The sequence below is a fragment of the Marinobacterium rhizophilum genome (assembly GCF_024397915.1).
GTDB lineage: Bacteria > Pseudomonadota > Gammaproteobacteria > Pseudomonadales > Balneatricaceae > Marinobacterium_A > Marinobacterium_A rhizophilum_A.
Genome location: NZ_CP073347.1, coordinates 1,148,003 through 1,164,674, shown reverse-complemented (window position 1 = coordinate 1,164,674; position 16,672 = coordinate 1,148,003). Strand labels below are relative to the sequence as shown.

General features: G+C 57.7%; 14 protein-coding genes. 10 read left to right on the top strand and 4 right to left on the bottom strand.

Annotated features, from left to right (window positions below; translation table 11 throughout):
* Nucleotides 1-260: 260 nt before the first annotated feature.
* The 8 genes from KDW95_RS05210 to KDW95_RS05175 all read left to right on the top strand — a co-directional run bounded on the left by KDW95_RS05210 (nt 261) and on the right by KDW95_RS05175 (nt 9,025).
* Complete coding sequence (locus tag KDW95_RS05210; protein WP_255855221.1) at nt 261-1,463, top strand: M24 family metallopeptidase; 1,203 nt, start codon at nt 261-263, stop codon at nt 1,461-1,463.
* Between the two features lie 119 nt (nt 1,464-1,582).
* Nucleotides 1,583-2,458: a DMT family transporter gene (locus KDW95_RS05205; RefSeq protein ID WP_255855220.1), complete on the top strand. Its 876-nt coding sequence runs from the start codon at nt 1,583-1,585 to the stop codon at nt 2,456-2,458.
* 273 nt (nt 2,459-2,731) lie between these two features.
* Nucleotides 2,732-3,595, top strand: coding sequence for an ABC transporter permease (locus KDW95_RS05200; RefSeq protein ID WP_255855219.1), 864 nt, complete (start codon nt 2,732-2,734; stop codon nt 3,593-3,595).
* A 12-nt stretch (nt 3,596-3,607) separates the two neighbouring features.
* On the top strand, nt 3,608-4,675 hold the full coding sequence (locus tag KDW95_RS05195; protein ID WP_255855218.1) for a quaternary amine ABC transporter ATP-binding protein: 1,068 nt from the start codon (nt 3,608-3,610) through the stop codon (nt 4,673-4,675).
* Nucleotides 4,676-4,732: 57 nt separating this feature from the next.
* The gene (locus KDW95_RS05190) at nt 4,733-5,818 is read left to right on the top strand and encodes a mandelate racemase/muconate lactonizing enzyme family protein (RefSeq protein ID WP_255855217.1); all 1,086 of its coding nucleotides are present in this window, start codon (nt 4,733-4,735) and stop codon (nt 5,816-5,818) included.
* A 15-nt stretch (nt 5,819-5,833) separates the two neighbouring features.
* Complete coding sequence (locus KDW95_RS05185) at nt 5,834-6,766, top strand: 2-hydroxyacid dehydrogenase (RefSeq protein WP_255855216.1); 933 nt, start codon at nt 5,834-5,836, stop codon at nt 6,764-6,766.
* A 46-nt stretch (nt 6,767-6,812) separates the two neighbouring features.
* Nucleotides 6,813-7,730 carry an NAD(P)-dependent oxidoreductase gene (locus KDW95_RS05180; RefSeq protein ID WP_255855215.1) on the top strand — a complete coding sequence of 306 codons (918 nt, stop codon included), beginning with the start codon at nt 6,813-6,815 and terminating at the stop codon, nt 7,728-7,730.
* 422 nt (nt 7,731-8,152) lie between these two features.
* Nucleotides 8,153-9,025, top strand: a complete 873-nt coding sequence (locus tag KDW95_RS05175; protein WP_255855214.1) for a LysR family transcriptional regulator — start codon at nt 8,153-8,155, stop codon at nt 9,023-9,025.
* Nucleotides 9,026-9,208: 183 nt separating this feature from the next.
* Here the strand turns inward: KDW95_RS05175 and KDW95_RS05170 are convergent, their stop codons facing one another.
* On the bottom strand, nt 9,209-10,213 hold the full coding sequence (locus KDW95_RS05170; RefSeq protein WP_255855213.1) for an ABC transporter substrate-binding protein: 1,005 nt from the start codon (nt 10,211-10,213) through the stop codon (nt 9,209-9,211).
* Nucleotides 10,214-10,784: 571 nt separating this feature from the next.
* Here KDW95_RS05170 and KDW95_RS05165 point away from each other — a divergent pair.
* Together KDW95_RS05165 and KDW95_RS05160 are read left to right on the top strand one after the other, a co-directional pair.
* The gene (locus KDW95_RS05165; RefSeq protein ID WP_370646671.1) at nt 10,785-12,089 is read left to right on the top strand and encodes an NAD(P)-dependent oxidoreductase; all 1,305 of its coding nucleotides are present in this window, start codon (nt 10,785-10,787) and stop codon (nt 12,087-12,089) included.
* A gap of 256 nt (nt 12,090-12,345) precedes the next feature.
* The gene (locus KDW95_RS05160; RefSeq protein WP_255855211.1) at nt 12,346-13,593 is read left to right on the top strand and encodes a M24 family metallopeptidase; all 1,248 of its coding nucleotides are present in this window, start codon (nt 12,346-12,348) and stop codon (nt 13,591-13,593) included.
* A gap of 341 nt (nt 13,594-13,934) precedes the next feature.
* Here KDW95_RS05160 and KDW95_RS05155 read toward each other — a convergent pair whose 3' ends face one another.
* From KDW95_RS05155 to KDW95_RS05145, 3 genes are all read right to left on the bottom strand, one after another.
* Nucleotides 13,935-14,807 (bottom strand): HalD/BesD family halogenase, encoded by an 873-nt coding sequence (locus tag KDW95_RS05155; RefSeq protein WP_255855210.1) that lies wholly within the window; start codon nt 14,805-14,807, stop codon nt 13,935-13,937.
* Nucleotides 14,808-14,845: 38 nt separating this feature from the next.
* A complete protein-coding gene (locus tag KDW95_RS05150) occupies nt 14,846-15,109 on the bottom strand; it encodes a hypothetical protein (RefSeq protein ID WP_255855209.1) in 264 nt (87 codons plus the stop codon).
* Between the two features lie 380 nt (nt 15,110-15,489).
* Nucleotides 15,490-16,374, bottom strand: a complete 885-nt coding sequence (locus KDW95_RS05145; protein ID WP_255855208.1) for a HalD/BesD family halogenase — start codon at nt 16,372-16,374, stop codon at nt 15,490-15,492.
* Nucleotides 16,375-16,672: the final 298 nt, after the last annotated feature.

Here is a 16,672-nt window from a genome sequence, read left to right as displayed (position 1 = left end):
CGGGGCGCCAAACAGAGCCTTTGGCCTCACTGGTGGTTGTGACCCGGCGCCGCACGGCATGTTTCACAAGCCTTTGTGGTCAATGACTTAGGCGGTTTCTCGCGTGATGCCGGGGCAAGCCCCTGGCTGCGATTATGCATGGCTTTTAAATCGCAGCTGGCATCGATTTTTTGAATGTCAGTGATCAAAAACTTTGGTTTGTTTCTGCCCGTTTGGGCGCAGATACTTGCGACTTTGGATGCCTTCAGGGAACACTAAACATGATTGAGTTGATCAAGGCCCCCGCTCTTTCTGATAAGGACATACAGGCCCTGTGTGATTATCGCCTGGCCCGCATACGGGCCGAGATGTCTCGCCAGGGAGTTTCCCTCTGTGTGCTGAATAACCCCGTCAGCCTGAGGTATGCGATCAATTTTGACGAGTACCAGCTGTTCCAGTCGCATATCCCGACCTGCTACCTGTTCGTACCGCTGGAGGGGCCGCTGGTCATGCATGGCGCCACGGGGCGGGAATGGCCCAATGTGCAGGAGTATCGCCGCCCCGACTTTCTGACACCCTTCGACGGCGGCCTTGATCCCGAGCGTAACAGTGGGCGCTTTGCCAAGGCCGTACTCGACTTCATGGCCGAGCACAGGCTGGGCGAGGGCGGCCAGGCGGTGGCGCTGGAGCGCTTCGGTCCGGGGGTCAACCAGGCCCTGCGTGTACAGAATCTGCAGCTGGTGGATGCCGAATGCCTGCTGGAGCGTGCCAGGCTGATCAAGGCCGATATCGAGATTGCCTGCATGCGCCACGCGGTGGCGGTGGCCGAGTATGGCATGCAGCTGATGCGCCAAAGCATGCGCCCTGGCATCACCGAGAACCAGCTCTGGTCGGTACTGCACCAGGTCAATGTGGCCCATGGCGGCAACTGGATCGAAGGCCGCATGCTGTCCTCCGGGCCCCGCACCAACCCCTGGTTGCAGGAGAGCTCACACCGGGTTATCGACGCAGGCGACATGGTGGCCTTCGACACCGACATGATCGGTCCCATGGGCTATATCGCCGATATTTCCCGTTCCTGGATTTGCGGAGGTGGCGCCGGCACTGAGCAGCAGCGCGCGGCCTACCGCCATGCCTATGACGAGATTCATCACAATATGGCCCTGATCCGGCCGGGTATCCGTTTCAGTGAGCTGCGGGACAGGGCCTGGCAGCGGGCGCCGCAGTACCAGGCGAACCGCTATGTGTGTTCGTTTCACGGTGCAGGGCTGTGCGACGAGTATCCCAAGATTTACTACGCCGAGGACTGGGCGCACAGCGGTTATGACGGCGTGGTTGAGGAAAACATGGTGCTCTGTGTCGAGAGCTACTCCGGTGCCCTGGGCGGCGATGTCGGCGTCAAGCTCGAAGAGATGGTGCGGGTTACCGCCAGCGGTTATGAACGGCTGACGACCTACCCGTTTGAGCAGGAATTGCTGATGTAATCGGCGGTTATGATGGCGTGGTTGAGGAAAACCGCCAGTGGTTATCAAAGGCTGGCAGGCTACCCGTTGGAGCAGGACCTGCTGACGTAATCGGTTATGCGGGTAATGAGGAGTAAGGAATGGACCTATCCGTACAGCTGTCCAGCGACACCAGCCGGCGAGGGGTGCTGCTGTGTTTGCTGGCAATGCTGGTGTTCGCCGGCCAGGACGCCATCACCAAGGTGTTGGTACAGGATCTGGCGGTGAGCCAGCTGCTGATGGTGCGTTACTGGGTGTTCGCCGTATTTGCCCTGGGGTATGCGCACTATCGGGGCGGGCTGGCAAAAGCGGTATGCAGTGGCCAGCCGCGACTGCAGCTGCTGCGCTCCCTGCTGGCCGTGGGCGAGATCGCGCTTTTCAACCTGTCCCTGCGCTACCTGGCGCTGGCCGAGGCCCATGCGCTGCTGGCAGCCTTCCCGCTGCTGGCCATTGCGCTGGCGGGGCCGGTGCTGGGAGAGCGGGTCGGTTGGCAGCGCTGGCTGGCGGTGGCGGTGGGCTTTATAGGCACTCTGATTATTCTCAGGCCAGGCTTGGGCGTATTCAAGCCAGAAGCGCTGATTGCACTGACGGCCGCCTTTGCCTTTGCGATCTATAACCTCCTGACGCGCAGGGTCAGCCGCACCGACAGCTTTACCACCAGTACCCTCTACATGGCCCTGGTAGGGTCCGTGGTCGCAACCAGTTTCGGGCTGTCGAGCTGGCGTCCACCGGCCCCGGAGCAGTGGTACATGCTGGGCATCATCTCGGTGACGGGAATCCTCGGTCACCTGTTGCTGGTCAAGGCGCTGGAGTGCACCTCGGCCTCCACGCTGCAGCCGTTCAATTACAGCCTGCTGGTCTTTGCCACCCTGTTTGGTGTGGCCTTCTTTGGCGAATTTCCCGACACCGGCACGCTGCTCGGCGCCTCGGTGGTGATTTTGAGCGGCCTCTATGCGATGAGTCTGCGCCGGGGTTAGACCTGCCGATGCCCTGAATGGGTGCCCCATGGCGGTGCGCCAGGCCGATGTCAGCACCCAGGATGCGCGCTGCAGGGGAGGGTAAAGGGTACGCGTGGCGCTATAAAAATAATTTAACGAGTAATGGAAAACTATTAAATTTTAATAATCCTGTCTCTGACATAGGATGGTTTTAGCGGCGGGACACTGTGCTTGGTAACCCGCCGGAAAGCTATAAAAACACTATCGTTCAGTAGCCCAGGCGGTGCCTGGGCCCGATGAGGATTTGCGATCATGTTTCCAGAACTGGTTGATCCCAGAGTATTCAGAGGTGGCATCGATGACTTTGTCGATGTTTTCGTTATCGAGTGGGCGACATTTCTAGAGCAGCTATTCAACCCCTTCCTGCAGCTGCTGAACCTGTTTGAATCGATGCTGCTGAGCAGCCCCTGGTGGCTGATTGTCGCACTGGTGGGGGCGGTGGCCTACGCCGGCGCCCGCAAGTGGTCACTGGTGGCCTTGCTCTGTGGTGCCATGCTGGTCATGGGCTTTCTCGGCCTGTGGGAAGACGGCATGCGTACCCTGGCGCTGATGCTTGTCTGTACCCTGATATCGATCCTGGTGGGTGTTCCGCTGGGCATCTTCATGTCCTGGTCCAATCGTTTCCGTTCAATGATGCTGCCGGTGCTGGATATCATGCAGACCATGCCGAGCTTCGTGTACCTGATTCCCGCCATCATGCTGTTCGGCCCGGGCAAGATTCCGGCGGTGCTGGCGACGGTAATCTACGCGGTGCCGCCACTGATCCGCCTGACGGACCTGGGTATTCGCATGGTGGATACCGAAATCATGGAGGCGGCCGAGTCCTTCGGTGCCAACCGGATGCAAAAACTGGTGTGGGTACAGATGCCGCTGGCATTACCGAACATCATGGCGGGCATCAACCAGGCCACCATGATGGCGCTGGCCATGGTGGTGGTGGCCTCGATGATCGGTGCCCAGGGGCTGGGCTACCAGGTGTTGCAGGGCATTACCCGGCTGGAAGTGGGGCGTGGCCTGCTGGCAGGTATCGCCATCGTGATTCTGGCGGTGGTGTTTGACCGCATCACCCAGGCCTATGGCAAACGGGCCCAGGCGCACCTGCATACCAACAGCTGAGCGGACTCCATTATGACCACGAACTACAAAATCGAAATCCGGAATATTTACAAGGTTTTTGGCGAGAATCCGTCGGGGACCATGGAGCAGATCCGCGGCGGTGCCAGCAAGGGCGATATCCTGGCGAACACCGGCCATGTGGTGGGGCTCAACGACGTGTCCCTGGCGATCGAGTCGGGCCATATCCACGTCATCATGGGGCTGTCGGGCTCCGGCAAGTCGACCCTGATCCGCCACTTCAACCGCCTGATCGATCCGACCAGTGGCCAGGTGGTGGTGGATGGCGAGAACGTGCTGGAGTATTCCAAGCAGCAGCTGGAGCATTTTCGCCGCAACAAGATCAGCATGGTGTTTCAGCGCTTTGGCCTGCTACCCCACGAAACCGTGCTGGAGAATGCCGCCTTTGGTCTCAAGGTGCAGGGCGTCCCCAAGGCCGAGCGCGAAACCCGGGCACGGCACTGGCTGGAGCAGGTGGGTCTAGCCGGCGTCGAGGAACATTACCCGTCGCAGCTGTCCGGCGGCATGCAGCAGCGTGTTGGCTTGGCCCGGGCGCTGGTGAACGATCCCGATATTCTGCTGATGGATGAGGCCTTCAGCGCCCTGGACCCGATGATCAAGTGTGAGATGCAGGATCAGCTGCTGGAGCTGCAGCGCAAGCTGAAAAAGACCATCGTGTTTATCTCCCACGACCTGGACGAGGCGCTGAAGATCGGCGATCGCATCTCGATTCTGAAAGACGGCGAACTGGTGCAGGACGGCACCCCGTCGGACATCCTGATGCGACCGGCCAATGACTATGTTGAAGCCTTTATCAGCGGTGTCAACCGCTCCAAGGCCATCCGTGTCAGCCATCTGCTGCGCAGTGTGGCCAGCGCCAGGGTGAGTGGGGATGAGTCCTACAGCCCGCAGTCCGTCGATGTTTCCAGTGCAGCCATGCTGGGGCAGTCGATAGAGGATGTCATGCCCCTGCTGATGAACGGTGCGCACAGCGTGCCGGTGGTGAACGAGGCCAAAAGCCTGGTGGGCTATCTCGACAAGTCCGAGGTGATTGCGGCGCTCTACCGCACGAGCAAAGTCTGACCGCAGCCCGGTTGCGGGCTGCATTATCGATGTGAATTTCTGACGGCGGGCAATGCTGTGAAGATAGCAAATATAACAACGCTAAAGGTCGAGGTTCCCCTCGACAAACCGATGATCACCGCGATCCATCGTACCGACACCGTCGGGTGTGTACTGGTGTCCATTGAGACCGAATGCGGCCTCGTGGGCGAGAATTACATTTTCGCGCTCAACAAGGCACGCCTTGAGGTGTTCGAGGGCATGATCAAAAGCCTGGCGCAGCATGTGGTGGGCGAAAACGCGCTCTACGTCGAGCGCATCTGGGAAAAAATGTGGGCCGACATTAACCCCGTGGGTCAAAAGGGCATCGCGGTATCGGCGATCTCGGCCATCGATACCGCCCTGTGGGACCTGATCGGCAAGAAGGCCGGGTTGCCGCTGTACCAGCTGTTTGGTGCCTGTCGCGACAGCGTCAAGGCCTATGCCAGCAGCGGCCTCTGGCTGTCTTCCAGTATCGATGAGCTGGTGGACGAAGCCCGCGGCTTCGTGGACCAGGGCTTTCGCTCGGTGAAGCTGCGTCTTGGCAAGGACAACGTGGCCGAGGACGTGGCCCGGGTGGCGGCGTTGCGCGAGGCGCTGGGGGAGGATATCGAAATCCTGACCGACGCCAACCAGTCACTGACCCCGCGCCAGGCCATGCGCCTGGCCCGCCAGATCGAGAAGTACAACATCGGCTGGTTCGAAGAGCCGGTGTCGGCCCATGACCTGTCCGGCCATGCGCGTATTCTTGAAGCGATCAATATTCCGGTGGCCAGCGGCGAGACCGACTATACCCGCTTTGGCATGAAATCCATCCTTGATGCCCGGGCGGTGGATATCCTGATGCCTGACCTGCAGCGCATTGGCGGCTTGAGCGAGTTCAGAAAATCCGTGGCGCTGGCGTCGGCCTATCATGTGCCGGTATCAACCCATATCTTTACCGAACAGAGCCTGAGCATCGCCGGTTCCGCCGCCAACTGCATCTCGGTGGAACACGTGTCCTGGTTTGCGCCGCTGTACCGCGAAAAAATGCAGGTGAGTGACGGTGAAATCGCCATTCCGCGAACGCCCGGGCTGGGCTTCACCTTTGACTACAACTTTATCGATCAGCATCGGATCAGGTAATCGGGGGAGCCGCCAGTGGCGCTACTTATCAGTTATCAGGGCCGGGACACCGCGCCCTGGGTCCAGGCCTTTCAGGCCGAGCTGCCGCAGCTGGATATCCGCGTTTACCCGGATGTCGGCGATCCGGCCGATATCGAGTTTGCTGCGCTGTGGCAGCATCCCCAGGGTGATCTGCACAACTATCCGAACCTCAAGGCCATCCTGTCCTTCGGGGCTGGCGTCGAGCATATTGTCAGTGATCCGCTGTTGCCGGCGCAGATCCCGGTGGTGCGGCTGGTGGACGGCGCCGTGGTGCACGACATGGCACTGCATGCACTGCACTGGGTACTGCATTTTCATCGCGGCTACCACCAGTATGCCCGCCAGCAGCGCCAGGGCCTGTGGCAGCCAAGAGCGGCCATGCCGCCGGCACGGCGACGCATCGGCATCATGGGTATGGGGCAGATTGGCCAGGCGCTGGCGAACCTGCTGCACGGTCTGGGGTTCACGGTGACCGGCTGGGGCCTGGACCCGGTGGACGTGGCCGCCGGTATTGGCTATCGCTGTGGCAGCGATGCCCTGGCGGACTTTTTGGCCGGCAGCGATGTGCTGGTCAATGCGCTGCCGCTGACGCCGGCAACGGCCGGCCTGATTAGTGCGGCCGAGCTTGCGCGCCTGCCCCGGGGGGCCTGCGTGATCAGTGAAAGCCGTGGCGGCATTATCGACGAGGAGGCGCTGTTGCAGGCCTTGCACAGCGATCATCTGGATGCAGCGGCGCTGGATGTGTTTGCCGTGGAACCGCTGCCCCGGGACAGCGCGCTCTGGACAGCCCCCGACGTTTTCGTGACACCCCATATTGGCGGCATCAATTATCCTGAAACCGCCGCCGCGGTGATGGCCGACAATATTCGCCGCGTGCAGCGTGGCGAGTCGCCTGGGCCGATTTACGATGCCCTCAAGGGCTATTGAAGCAACAGCACTTTCAACAACCTGTGTTTTATACGAGACAGCAATCATGAAAATCGGGTTTATTGGTTTGGGTAACATGGGCGCCGGCATGGCGGCCAATATTCTGGGCTACTGCGAGCACAACAGCGCCAGCCTGAGTGTGCTGGACCTGAATCAGGCGGTGGTCGACAGGTTGGTCGGCCTGGGGGCGGTCCGCGGTGCATCGGTGCAGGATATTGCGCAGAACTGCGATCTCATCTTTACCTCGCTGCCAAGTTCCAAACAGGTGGCCCAGGTGGCCTTCGGGGCCGAAGGTATTCTGGAAAATGCCCGTGCGGGCGCGGTCTGGATCGAAACCAGCACCAGTGAACTGGCCGAATGGGAAAAGGTCCGTGCTGCGGCGCCGGCCTCCCTGACCCTGATCGACGGCCCGGTTACCGGCGGTGCCGAAGGGGCGGCCGCCGGCACCCTGACTATGCTGCTGGGCGCCGAGGAAACACAGCTTGAAGCCGTGCGCCCGGTGCTCGAGTCCTTCACCAAGCGGGCGGTGCGCATGGGGCCCTCGGGCGCGGGCTATGCCACCAAGCTGATCCAGCTGCACCTCAACTACCTGGTGGCCCAGGGCATCGGCGAGGCGCTGATGCTGGGTGCCAAGGCCAACCTGGATCTGGACACCCTGCACGGCGTGCTGCAGAACAGCTGTGCCCAGAGCTACGTGGTGGATCGCTATATCCCCATGGTGCTCGATGGCAGCTATGATCCGTCCTTTGCCCTGGGACTGGCGACCAAGGACATGCGCCTGATTACCGGTCTGGGCGAATATCTGGATGTGGATCTGACCCTGGCGCGCAAGGTGTACGAAACCTACCAGGTGGCCACCGCCGAGTTCGGTGAAGACGCGCCGCACCTGTCGGTGGTCAAGCTGATTGAAAACAGCGGCAAGACATTGCTGCGCAGTGAAGCGCCGCAGGAAGTCTCCGCCTGAGGCAGCACTCCCCGGAGGCTGTCCTGCCGCGTACCGCATTTGCAGCGGTTGCGCAGCGTTGAAGAGTGAAGGCTGAAGGGAATGCTCCTGCATGCCGGTGAGGGCTGGCAACCGTACAACACTCTTGGCCGAACACTCAGGCCGGTTGCCTGGCAACCGCCCCTGGGGTTCGGTCTTTTTTGTGTCTGGCCAATAGCTCAGCCACTCAACAGGCATTCCCCTGGTCTAAAAGGCGCGCGTTGAGCGACGATCAATGTGCTGCAGCCATGCTCTGCGCAGGGTTGAATACTATTGTCAAGCCGTTTAATTACGGCCGTTGCTGCGAGAGCACTGGAGTGCGCCGCTGGTGGCTACAGCGCTGCTGCCTGAGATATTCAACTCCTATATACTTCCCGAAAATAACAGGCTGCTGATTACATAACGTGAATATTGAAAATTTGCGCGCGTTCCTCGAAGTGTCCTCAACCGGCAGTTTTCACAAGGCCGCAGAAAAGCTGCACATAACCCAGTCGTCGGTCAGTGCCCGTATCAAGGCGCTGGAAGAGCGCCTGAACCGGCAATTGTTTACCCGCACCCGGCACGGCGTGAGCCTGACGTCCGGAGGGCAGATTTTCTACCGCCATGCACTGTCCGTGATTAAAACCTGGGAGCGCGCCCAGCATGAGGTTTCGCTGCCGTTCAGTGTGAAAACCTCGGTCAGCCTTGGCATACCGTTAAACCACTGGGGCAATATAACAGCGGACTGGCTGGGCTGGATGAATCTCAACCTGCCGCAGGTGGCGACCCTGGTGCAGTCGGACTATTCGGTGTTGCTGATGAACCAGCTCAGGGAAGGCCTGCTGGACCTGGCGATACTGTATGAGCCCAGACACTGGCCCGATGTTGTAATCGAGCCCTATATCGAAGAAAAACTCATGCTTGTGTCGACAAGGCCCCGCAGGGTTGAGGATGGCCAGGATGAGGGGTATGTCTTTATTGACTGGGGGCCGTCCTTCAGGGAACAGCACAGTGAAGCCTATCCGGGTATCCAGCACCACCGCTTGTCCATTACGCAGGAAACCATAGCGCTGGAGTATGTGCTGACCCATGGCGGTTCTGCCTACTTTACTGAAGCGATGGTCAGGGGGTTGCTCGCCAGTGGCACCCTGGTCCGGGTTGAAAATGCGCCCGAGCTGAAAATGTATACCTACCTGGTGTATTCAACGCTGCGGCAGGGAGAAGCAGAGGTGAGATCGGCGATTGCGGGTCTGCGGGCAATCGACTATTACACCCGCAATACGCCCTTTGTGATCTGACCAAAGATTCTGTTCGGCGGGTGAATAGCAGGCGCGGGGAAGATGGGCCCGGCAGCAGCGCCCCAGATCTTTGAATATTGAGATTTGCAGGCCCAGGTGCGCCTCTATCCAAACCGGTGTTGTTGTCCCTGTTTGGGTAGAGGCGAGGACGCAGAGAGAAAAGGTTCTATCCTGTGCGCCGAGTTACTGGCCAGCCTGGTCTTGTGTGTTTTTCAGCCGCGTAGCAACATGAGCAGGAACCCACTTTTCCCAAACGCTGGCGTAATTCTCGATAAAGTACTCCGCCGTTTCATTGGGGTCCTTTTTGTTTTCATCACTCCAGGACAGGATGGCGTTGTAGGTGTCCAGATCCATGCTGACCTGGCTCAGGAACTGGTAAATGTCCGGGTCACTGGCTTTCAGGCTGGATGACACTGCGGTGACGACGCGGACATTGGAGAAGGCGCCGGCGTGCGGTTTGGCACATTCCGGGTTGGAGTTGCAGGCGTCGAGTTCGGGGTCATGGGGGTTCATTTCGAGTTGAACCATATCATATTTTCCGAGGATCGCGGTCGGCCCCCAATAGTAGCCAATCCAGGGTTTCTTGCGTTTGTAAGCCGAGGCGATGGTTGCGTCCAGCGCAGCGCCGGAGCCCGGTGAAAAGATGCTATAGCTATCGCCCAGGCCATAAGCCTTGAAGAGGTTGTGATTGACGATTTCACAGCCCCATCCCGGCGGGCAATTATAGAAACGGCCTTTTTCCGGCTCATTGGGGTCGCTGAACAGTTCGGCATAGCGGGGCATGTCGGCAACGGACTTGAAGTCGGGGTATTGCTCGCTGAGGTACTTTGGAATCCACCAGCCTTCCACGCCACCGGAGGAAATGATATCCCCGGCCACAACGAGATTGCCGCTGTGCTCGCCTTCGGCGAGGATTGCACTGATATTGGTGGTCCACATTTCAGGGCCAACATCGGGAGCGCCTTTCTTTGCCATAGTTGTGGCCGTGGTGACGGTGTCGCCGGGCACGAGTTCAACGTTGCAGCCAAAGCCATCGCCAATGATTTTCGACTCTATATGCGCCACTATCGATGCGGAAGCGAACGTCATGTTCGCAATCTGTATGGGTTGCTCTTTGTTGCAACTGGCATTGGCGCTGGCACATGCCAGCAGGGCAAGAATTGAAACAACAGCTTTTTGTTTTAGCATGTTCCTAATGTTCCTTTGGTCGTTATTCGCGCGTTGTCATGAGTCAGTTGTCAGTTGTCAGTCGCCGAGAGCAGTCCAGTTTTTGGGTTTTTAAAAATTCCCGAAGATGTGCTTTTTAAAATTCGACAGGAAGGTCCTTTTTCGAAATCTTCTGCACGGCTGTGACTGTGGCGAAAGCCAGATCGGAATCTCTTTTTATTTTGTTTCTGTACCATCGGCCTTGTTACAAAACTATCTAGCAGCCTGATCTCAATGTAAAGATGGAAATATACGTCATGGTGATCGATTTTTTGAATCATAAGGTTGATTTATAAGATAATATTTTGTATCGCTGTGATCGGTTTATTCAATGTGGCTGATTCGTGAGGGCTCGGTTATGGTGAGTGAGCTTATTGTAACCTATTGATAGTAATGTGTTATTTTTATGTTCTGCTCTTGTTTTATGTTTTTTTCGGTGTTGTTAGGTGCGTTTTTATTGAGTTGACAGTCTTTGAAACTTTTATTAGTTTTGTGCTGGTTTTTACCCCGAGTTATTAACCGAAGCATAAACGCGCTAATAAGAGTGAATCTAATGGAAAACATAACGTCTATCGGTTTTGTGGGAACTGGAAGCATGGGGCGTCCCATGATTCACGAGCTTCTTAAAAAGGGCTATCAGGTTAAAGTTTTCGACAGGTACAGGAGCGCGGCGGAATCTGTGATAGCGGCGGGTGCGCAATGGGCCGACAGTCCGAAGGACGCAGCTATAGGCTGCCAGATTGTGATTACCTGCCTGCCGTTGCCGCAAGACGTGCTGGAAAACATGCTGGGCGACCAGGGTGCCCTTGAAGGGATGGCGTCCGGTACCACCTGGATTGACACCTCGACGACCGATTATCACAACACCCTGCGCATCGCCAAAAGTGCCAAGGCAAAGGGGGTATACAGTATCGAAGGTCCGGTCAGTAACCTGTCCCACATGGGGGTCGACTTCGCCAACTCCAGCATTTACTGTGCCGGTGATCGTGAAGGCTACGACATGTCACTGGAGGTGCTGAACACCATCACCAAGATCGCCTTCTATGTAGGCGAGATCGGTTCGGCGCAGACGACCAAATTGCTGACAAACCTGCTGTTCTACGGCCCGGTTGCCATTGCGGGTGACTGCTTTGCGATATCCCAGCAGGCGGGTATTCCTAATCACTGGATGTGGGATTTCGTCAAGGCATCCAAGGGCAATTCCGTTGCCACTGAGCAGTTTATGCCGATGCTGTTCGATGGCAGCTATGACTCATCCTGTACGCTTGAAATTGGCGTCAAGGACATGAGCCTGACGGTCGCACTGGCCGATGAGTTCGGCCTCACACTGCCTCTTGGCCGGGTTATCAACGAGCGCTACCACACCAGCGGGCGCGTCTACGATCAGCAGCAGGGCCATCTCAAGATCTGCAAGCTGACCGAGGATGCGAACGAACTGCAGGTGCGTATTGCTGGTTTTGTTGCGCCCACCAAGTACGGTATCAACAAGCAATACGTTCGCAGCGCTGAAGTGGTCACCGACAAATATGGCCGCATCAAGCCAAAGCTGCCCGAAAGCTATAGAGCACCGGCATTCGAGCCTGACGTGGAGCAGCGCCAGCTCGCTGGCGCGCTGGCCGCGTTCATGGAATACACCAATTATGTTTTCGTGAAGGAGGCCTATGAGCTGGGTTATGGCATTGGCATCAGGCATGACCTGATTACCGAGATGATTCTGTGGAGTGTCGGTACCTGCTGGGTGTTTGAAAACTTTGAAGGTTATAAGGCCAATCCGGCGGTACTGGATGATGTCGCGGCCATTAAAACCGAGTTACACCTGCCGCTGATCCAGGATGTCCTGGGGATTTGGGCCCGCTAAAGGCGCAGCCGCCGGGTCCGCGGATCCGGCGGCATCAATGAATGTATCCCCCTCGATCGCTGAGCAATGCGAGTCAGTGAAAACACAGGGAATTCGCACAAATACGTCTGTTTGCTGCTTCAGTTCACCGACTTTTCGAGTATTTCGACAGGTCGACAGCGCCAATTTTTAAATGTCAGGTTATTCCTTGTTGGGGCGTCTCGTAGTCATACAGAGCTGCCCTGCCTGAATGGACGTTTTGGTATGAGACAGGCTGATGAAGAATAGAAAAATCTTTATAAATAGTGCGGGGCTGAATCAGCCGCTTAAAGATCCGGTATCTAGAGAGACGCTACATTCGGCCCGCGCCTACCGATTGCAGAGGGTGCGTGAGCAGCTGATCAGGCACGACTGCGCGGCAGTGCTGCTGTACGATCCAATCAATATCCGCTATGCCACCGACAGCTCGAACATGCAGGTCTGGACGGCCCATAACGCCGCCCGCTATGCGATGGTGTTCGCCGCAGGACCTGTGATCATGTGGGAATTCCACAATTGCGAGCACCTGTGCAGTCACCTGGAAGCCGTCGACGAGATACGCAGCGCCATTAACTGGGCCTACTTCGGCGCCGGCCCCAGGGTATCGGAGAAAGCCGCACAGTGGGCGGCCGAAATTGCCGACCTGCTCAGGCACCACGGCGGCGGAAACATGCGCCTGGCGGTAGACAAGATGGAGCCAGAAGGTATTCCCTGTCTGGTGGGGCTCGGTGTCACCCTGCTGCAGGGCCAGCCGTTGCTGGAACAGGCCCGGGCGATCAAGTCCGTTGATGAGCTGGAACTGATCAAATGGACCATCCAGGTGTGCGAGCGGGGGATTCGGCGCATGGCCGATGAACTGCGGCCTGGCATGACCGAAAACGAACTCTGGGCCTGGCTACACTTCGAGAATATTCGCCATGGCGGCGAATGGATCGAAACGCGGCTTTTGGCGTCCGGTCCGCGCACCAACCCCTGGATGCAGGAAAGCAGCAACCGGGTCATGCGGGAGGGGGAAATCATCGGTTTCGATACTGACATGATTGGTCCCTACGGTTACTGCGCCGATATCTCCCGTGTCTGGACGGTCGGCCATGTACAGCCGACGCCCGAACAGCGCCGGCTGTACCGCACTGCCTACGAACAAATCCACCACAACATGGCGTTGCTCAAGCCGGGGATGAGCTTTGCTGAATTCACCGCCAAGTGCTGGCGGATTCCGAAGGAGTTTTATCAAAATCGTTATTGTTGTGTTGCCCACGGCGTTGGCATGGCCGATGAGTACCCGGCGATTGCCCATGTTGGTGATGACTGGCAGCGTGGTGGCTACGACGGCGTGTTCGAGGAGAACATGACCATCTGCATCGAAAGCTGTATCGCGGTCGAAGGTGGCAAGGAGGGGGTCAAACTCGAAGAGCAGGTGTTGATTACGCGGGACGGCTGCGTGCCGCTGTCCAGCTATCCCTTCGAAGATGACTGGTTGCGTTAACAGCGGGGCTGACATGGGGGGTGTAATGCCTGTGGGGCGATCAGCGGTCGCTGCGTGCGAACGTAAATTCGCCGTGCCGCGTTCGTGACTCCATTCGGCGGCGGGCTGGAACTCGATCGCCTTTGAATGAAGGGCTGTATTGATCATGGCATGGTTAATATGGGTGAACCGCCCCTGGGGTTCGGTCTTTTTTGTGTCCGGGGGAATTGTTGCGACCGGGTGGATAGCGCCCGGGGCGCAAAGTCTGCTTGCCGGGGGAATCAGGCCACGCCTTGTTCGCATCCAACGCAAAAAGCCACCCAGGGTGGCTTTTTGTTCGATGGTGGTAGGTTACGGCCGGATTAATCCGTCAGGGTATCGGGACGGCGGGTTTCGCGTTCGAAATGGATCGGCAGGGCCTTGCCGTAAAACTGCTTGGAACGTTCAGGGCGGTTAACGCTTTCAGGGTCCAGCACATAGGTCGGCAGTGCGGTAATCCAGGCGCCCTTGCCCCGGACCGCGGTGACGCGGTGCAGTGCGAAGCGGCCCTTGAACAGTTGCAGGGCGCCCGGGCGCCAGACGAGTTCCTGTACCTGGCTGCGATCCCCCTTGAGGGTCCGGCTCACCTGATCGTAGTTTTCGTCATCGAGCGTGCGCATGTTCGGTACATATTCAAAGACACCGCCTTCCTGCGGTTGCTCCACGGAGACGCTGACGGTGAATTCGTTGCCATCGAAGTGCCAGGGAAAGTAGTGACCGTCTTCCATCACCGCGTAGGGGCAGCGTGCCAGCGGGTCGGCCCAGGTATAAAGTGGCCAGACACCGACGCATTCGCCGACGAACTGGGTCATGGCGTGCCAGTCGTAGAGCGCACGCAGGTCCGAACTGTGCTCCAGCAGGTCTGAATTGATGAAGCCGCTGGTACGCCGTTGAAAGGTTCTTTTCGGATGATCTTCCGGCAGCGTTGCGTCATCCCGAGTCATATAAGGGTTATGGCTCTGCTCGGACCAGTACACCTTTGAATGCAGGCGATAGGCTTCCGCTTTCATTCGTGCAAGGGATGCAGGACGGATAAAGTCCGGCAACACGCTGCAGCCGGTTTCGTCGAGCTGTTCACGGCAGCGAGCGATCAGTTCGCGGGTACGCGGATGCTCAAGGTCATCGATGGGGTAGCGTTCCAGGTCGACGATATCGGCCAGACGCAGGTTATCGTGCTTGGCTATAGTGCGGGTCATAAGGAGTCTCCTGTTGTTATTGGCTTTTTTACCTACGGTCATACTTGGCCGGAAAAGGTATCGACCGGGCTGATGCGATAGCCCGCTGGGGCGGGCGCAATGATGCGGTGCCGCGACAGGGTATCCAGTGTCTGCAGGACGTCTTCCTGGGGCCGGTTGCAGGCCAGGGCCATCTCGCTGGCACTGGCGTCTACGCACCCGGATGGATCCATTCGGCTGAGCAGCCAGTAGGTGAAGTCGATATGGTCGCGTTGCATGGCGTGCAGTCGGGTTAGAAAACGCCGGCTTACAAGAGGTTTCATAAGTGACTCCCTGAGGATTTTATTATTAACTTGGGGGGGTATTGGCTGAGAATTAGCGCTTCGATGAAGCTATATTGAATAAATGTTCGGCGGTAATACAGCGAATTATTTCTGTTTCTGATATCGAAATTGTCGATGTCGTTTATAAATGGCTTGATGGTTTTTAATGGTTTATTTGCGGTTTTATTCGATGGGTATCAAAATGTTTTCTATTGGTTTTATAGGGTTTTTGTTCCGGTAGAGCACAGGGTGGATTTAAAAACCTATCCTTCCACTTGCAGGAAGGCTCAATGGGAATCGAGCGAGTTTTTCAGGGTTTTAAACCCAAAAAGCGGCCCCGAATCGTTCCGGGGCCGCTTTTTATCGGTGGCAGCTTGGTATTAGTCCGTCAGGGTATCGGGACGCTGGGCTTCACGCTCGTAATGGATGGGCAGGGCGCGGCCATAGAACTGCTTGGCCCGTTCCGGCCGGTTAACCGTTTCAGGGTCATAGACGTAGGTCGGCAGGGCGATATAGCGCGGCCGGTTGCCTTCCACCGGTGTGACGCGGTGCATCGAGAAGCGGCCCTTGAAAATCTGCAGGTCGCCGGGTTTCAGATCCAGTGTATGCACAGGGCCACGGTCGCCCTTGAGCACTTTTGCCACCTGGTCGAAATTTTCGTCCTCCGGAGTGCGCAGGTCCGGGCAGTATTCAAACACGCCGCCCTTGTCGGCCTTCTGAACCAGGATGCTGACGGTGAATTCGTTGCCATCGAAGTGCCAGGGGAAATAGTTGCCGTCGTCCATTACGCTGTAGGGGCAGCAGCCCAGCGGGTCGGCCCAGCGGTAGATCGGGCGGGTAACCCCCAGGCACTGGGCGACAAAATTCAGCAACTCGTCACGATCGTACAGCTTGCGCAGGTCCGAGTCGTCTTCGCGCAGGTCCGAGTTGACAAAACCACTGCTGCGGCGCTGGAAGGTGCGCTTGGGATGGTCTTCTGGCAGTGACGGATCGTCCTGGCGCATGTAGGGGTTATGGCTGTCCTGGGACCAGTAGATATCCCCGCGCTTGCGTTCGATCTCGGCCTGCATACGTGCAATGGACTCGGGGCGGATAAAGTTTGGAATGCAGCAGCAACCAACTGCATCGAGTTCTTCACGGCATTGGGCGATCAGCGCCTTGGTCGCTTCTGCTTCTGGATCATGGATCGGATAGCGGTCCAGGTCGATCAGTGCGTTCAGAGTGCTTACGGCAACTTCGGGGATAATGTTTAGCGCTTGTGTCACGGCGGCTCTCCGTTTGTGTTTGACCAGGTGACAGATCCAGTTCGGTAGCTGCAGTACAGCCTGGCGCCATATTCCGCCAAAACGGGCGGCGCGAATAGCGAGTTTTTTTCCTGGCTGGTATCGAAAATTTCGATGTGATTTCACCGCGATATCGCCATACACTCGGCGCCTTCACCTGCATTTTTTCAGCCCCGGCAGGGCGCCATTCGCAGAGCGCTCATATGAGCCCGGCAACTCTGTACTGCGCTGGCGTTTTTAAGCAGCTGCATCAGCGGCCTTACAGGGCAACCCCCTGGCG

Bases quoted from the DNA above. Each gene is read 5' to 3' on its own strand.
- KDW95_RS05210 (WP_255855221.1), top strand. From the start codon at position 261: ATGATTGAGTTGATCAAGGCCCCCGCTCTTTCTGATAAGGACATACAG.
- KDW95_RS05205 (WP_255855220.1), top strand. From the start codon at position 1,583: ATGGACCTATCCGTACAGCTGTCCAGCGACACCAGCCGGCGAGGGGTG.
- KDW95_RS05200 (WP_255855219.1), top strand. From the start codon at position 2,732: ATGTTTCCAGAACTGGTTGATCCCAGAGTATTCAGAGGTGGCATCGAT.
- KDW95_RS05195 (WP_255855218.1), top strand. From the start codon at position 3,608: ATGACCACGAACTACAAAATCGAAATCCGGAATATTTACAAGGTTTTT.
- KDW95_RS05180 (WP_255855215.1), top strand. From the start codon at position 6,813: ATGAAAATCGGGTTTATTGGTTTGGGTAACATGGGCGCCGGCATGGCG.
- KDW95_RS05170 (WP_255855213.1), bottom strand. From the start codon at position 10,213: ATGCTAAAACAAAAAGCTGTTGTTTCAATTCTTGCCCTGCTGGCATGT.
- KDW95_RS05165 (WP_370646671.1), top strand. From the start codon at position 10,785: ATGGAAAACATAACGTCTATCGGTTTTGTGGGAACTGGAAGCATGGGG.
- KDW95_RS05160 (WP_255855211.1), top strand. From the start codon at position 12,346: ATGAAGAATAGAAAAATCTTTATAAATAGTGCGGGGCTGAATCAGCCG.
- KDW95_RS05155 (WP_255855210.1), bottom strand. From the start codon at position 14,807: ATGACCCGCACTATAGCCAAGCACGATAACCTGCGTCTGGCCGATATC.
- KDW95_RS05150 (WP_255855209.1), bottom strand. From the start codon at position 15,109: ATGAAACCTCTTGTAAGCCGGCGTTTTCTAACCCGACTGCACGCCATG.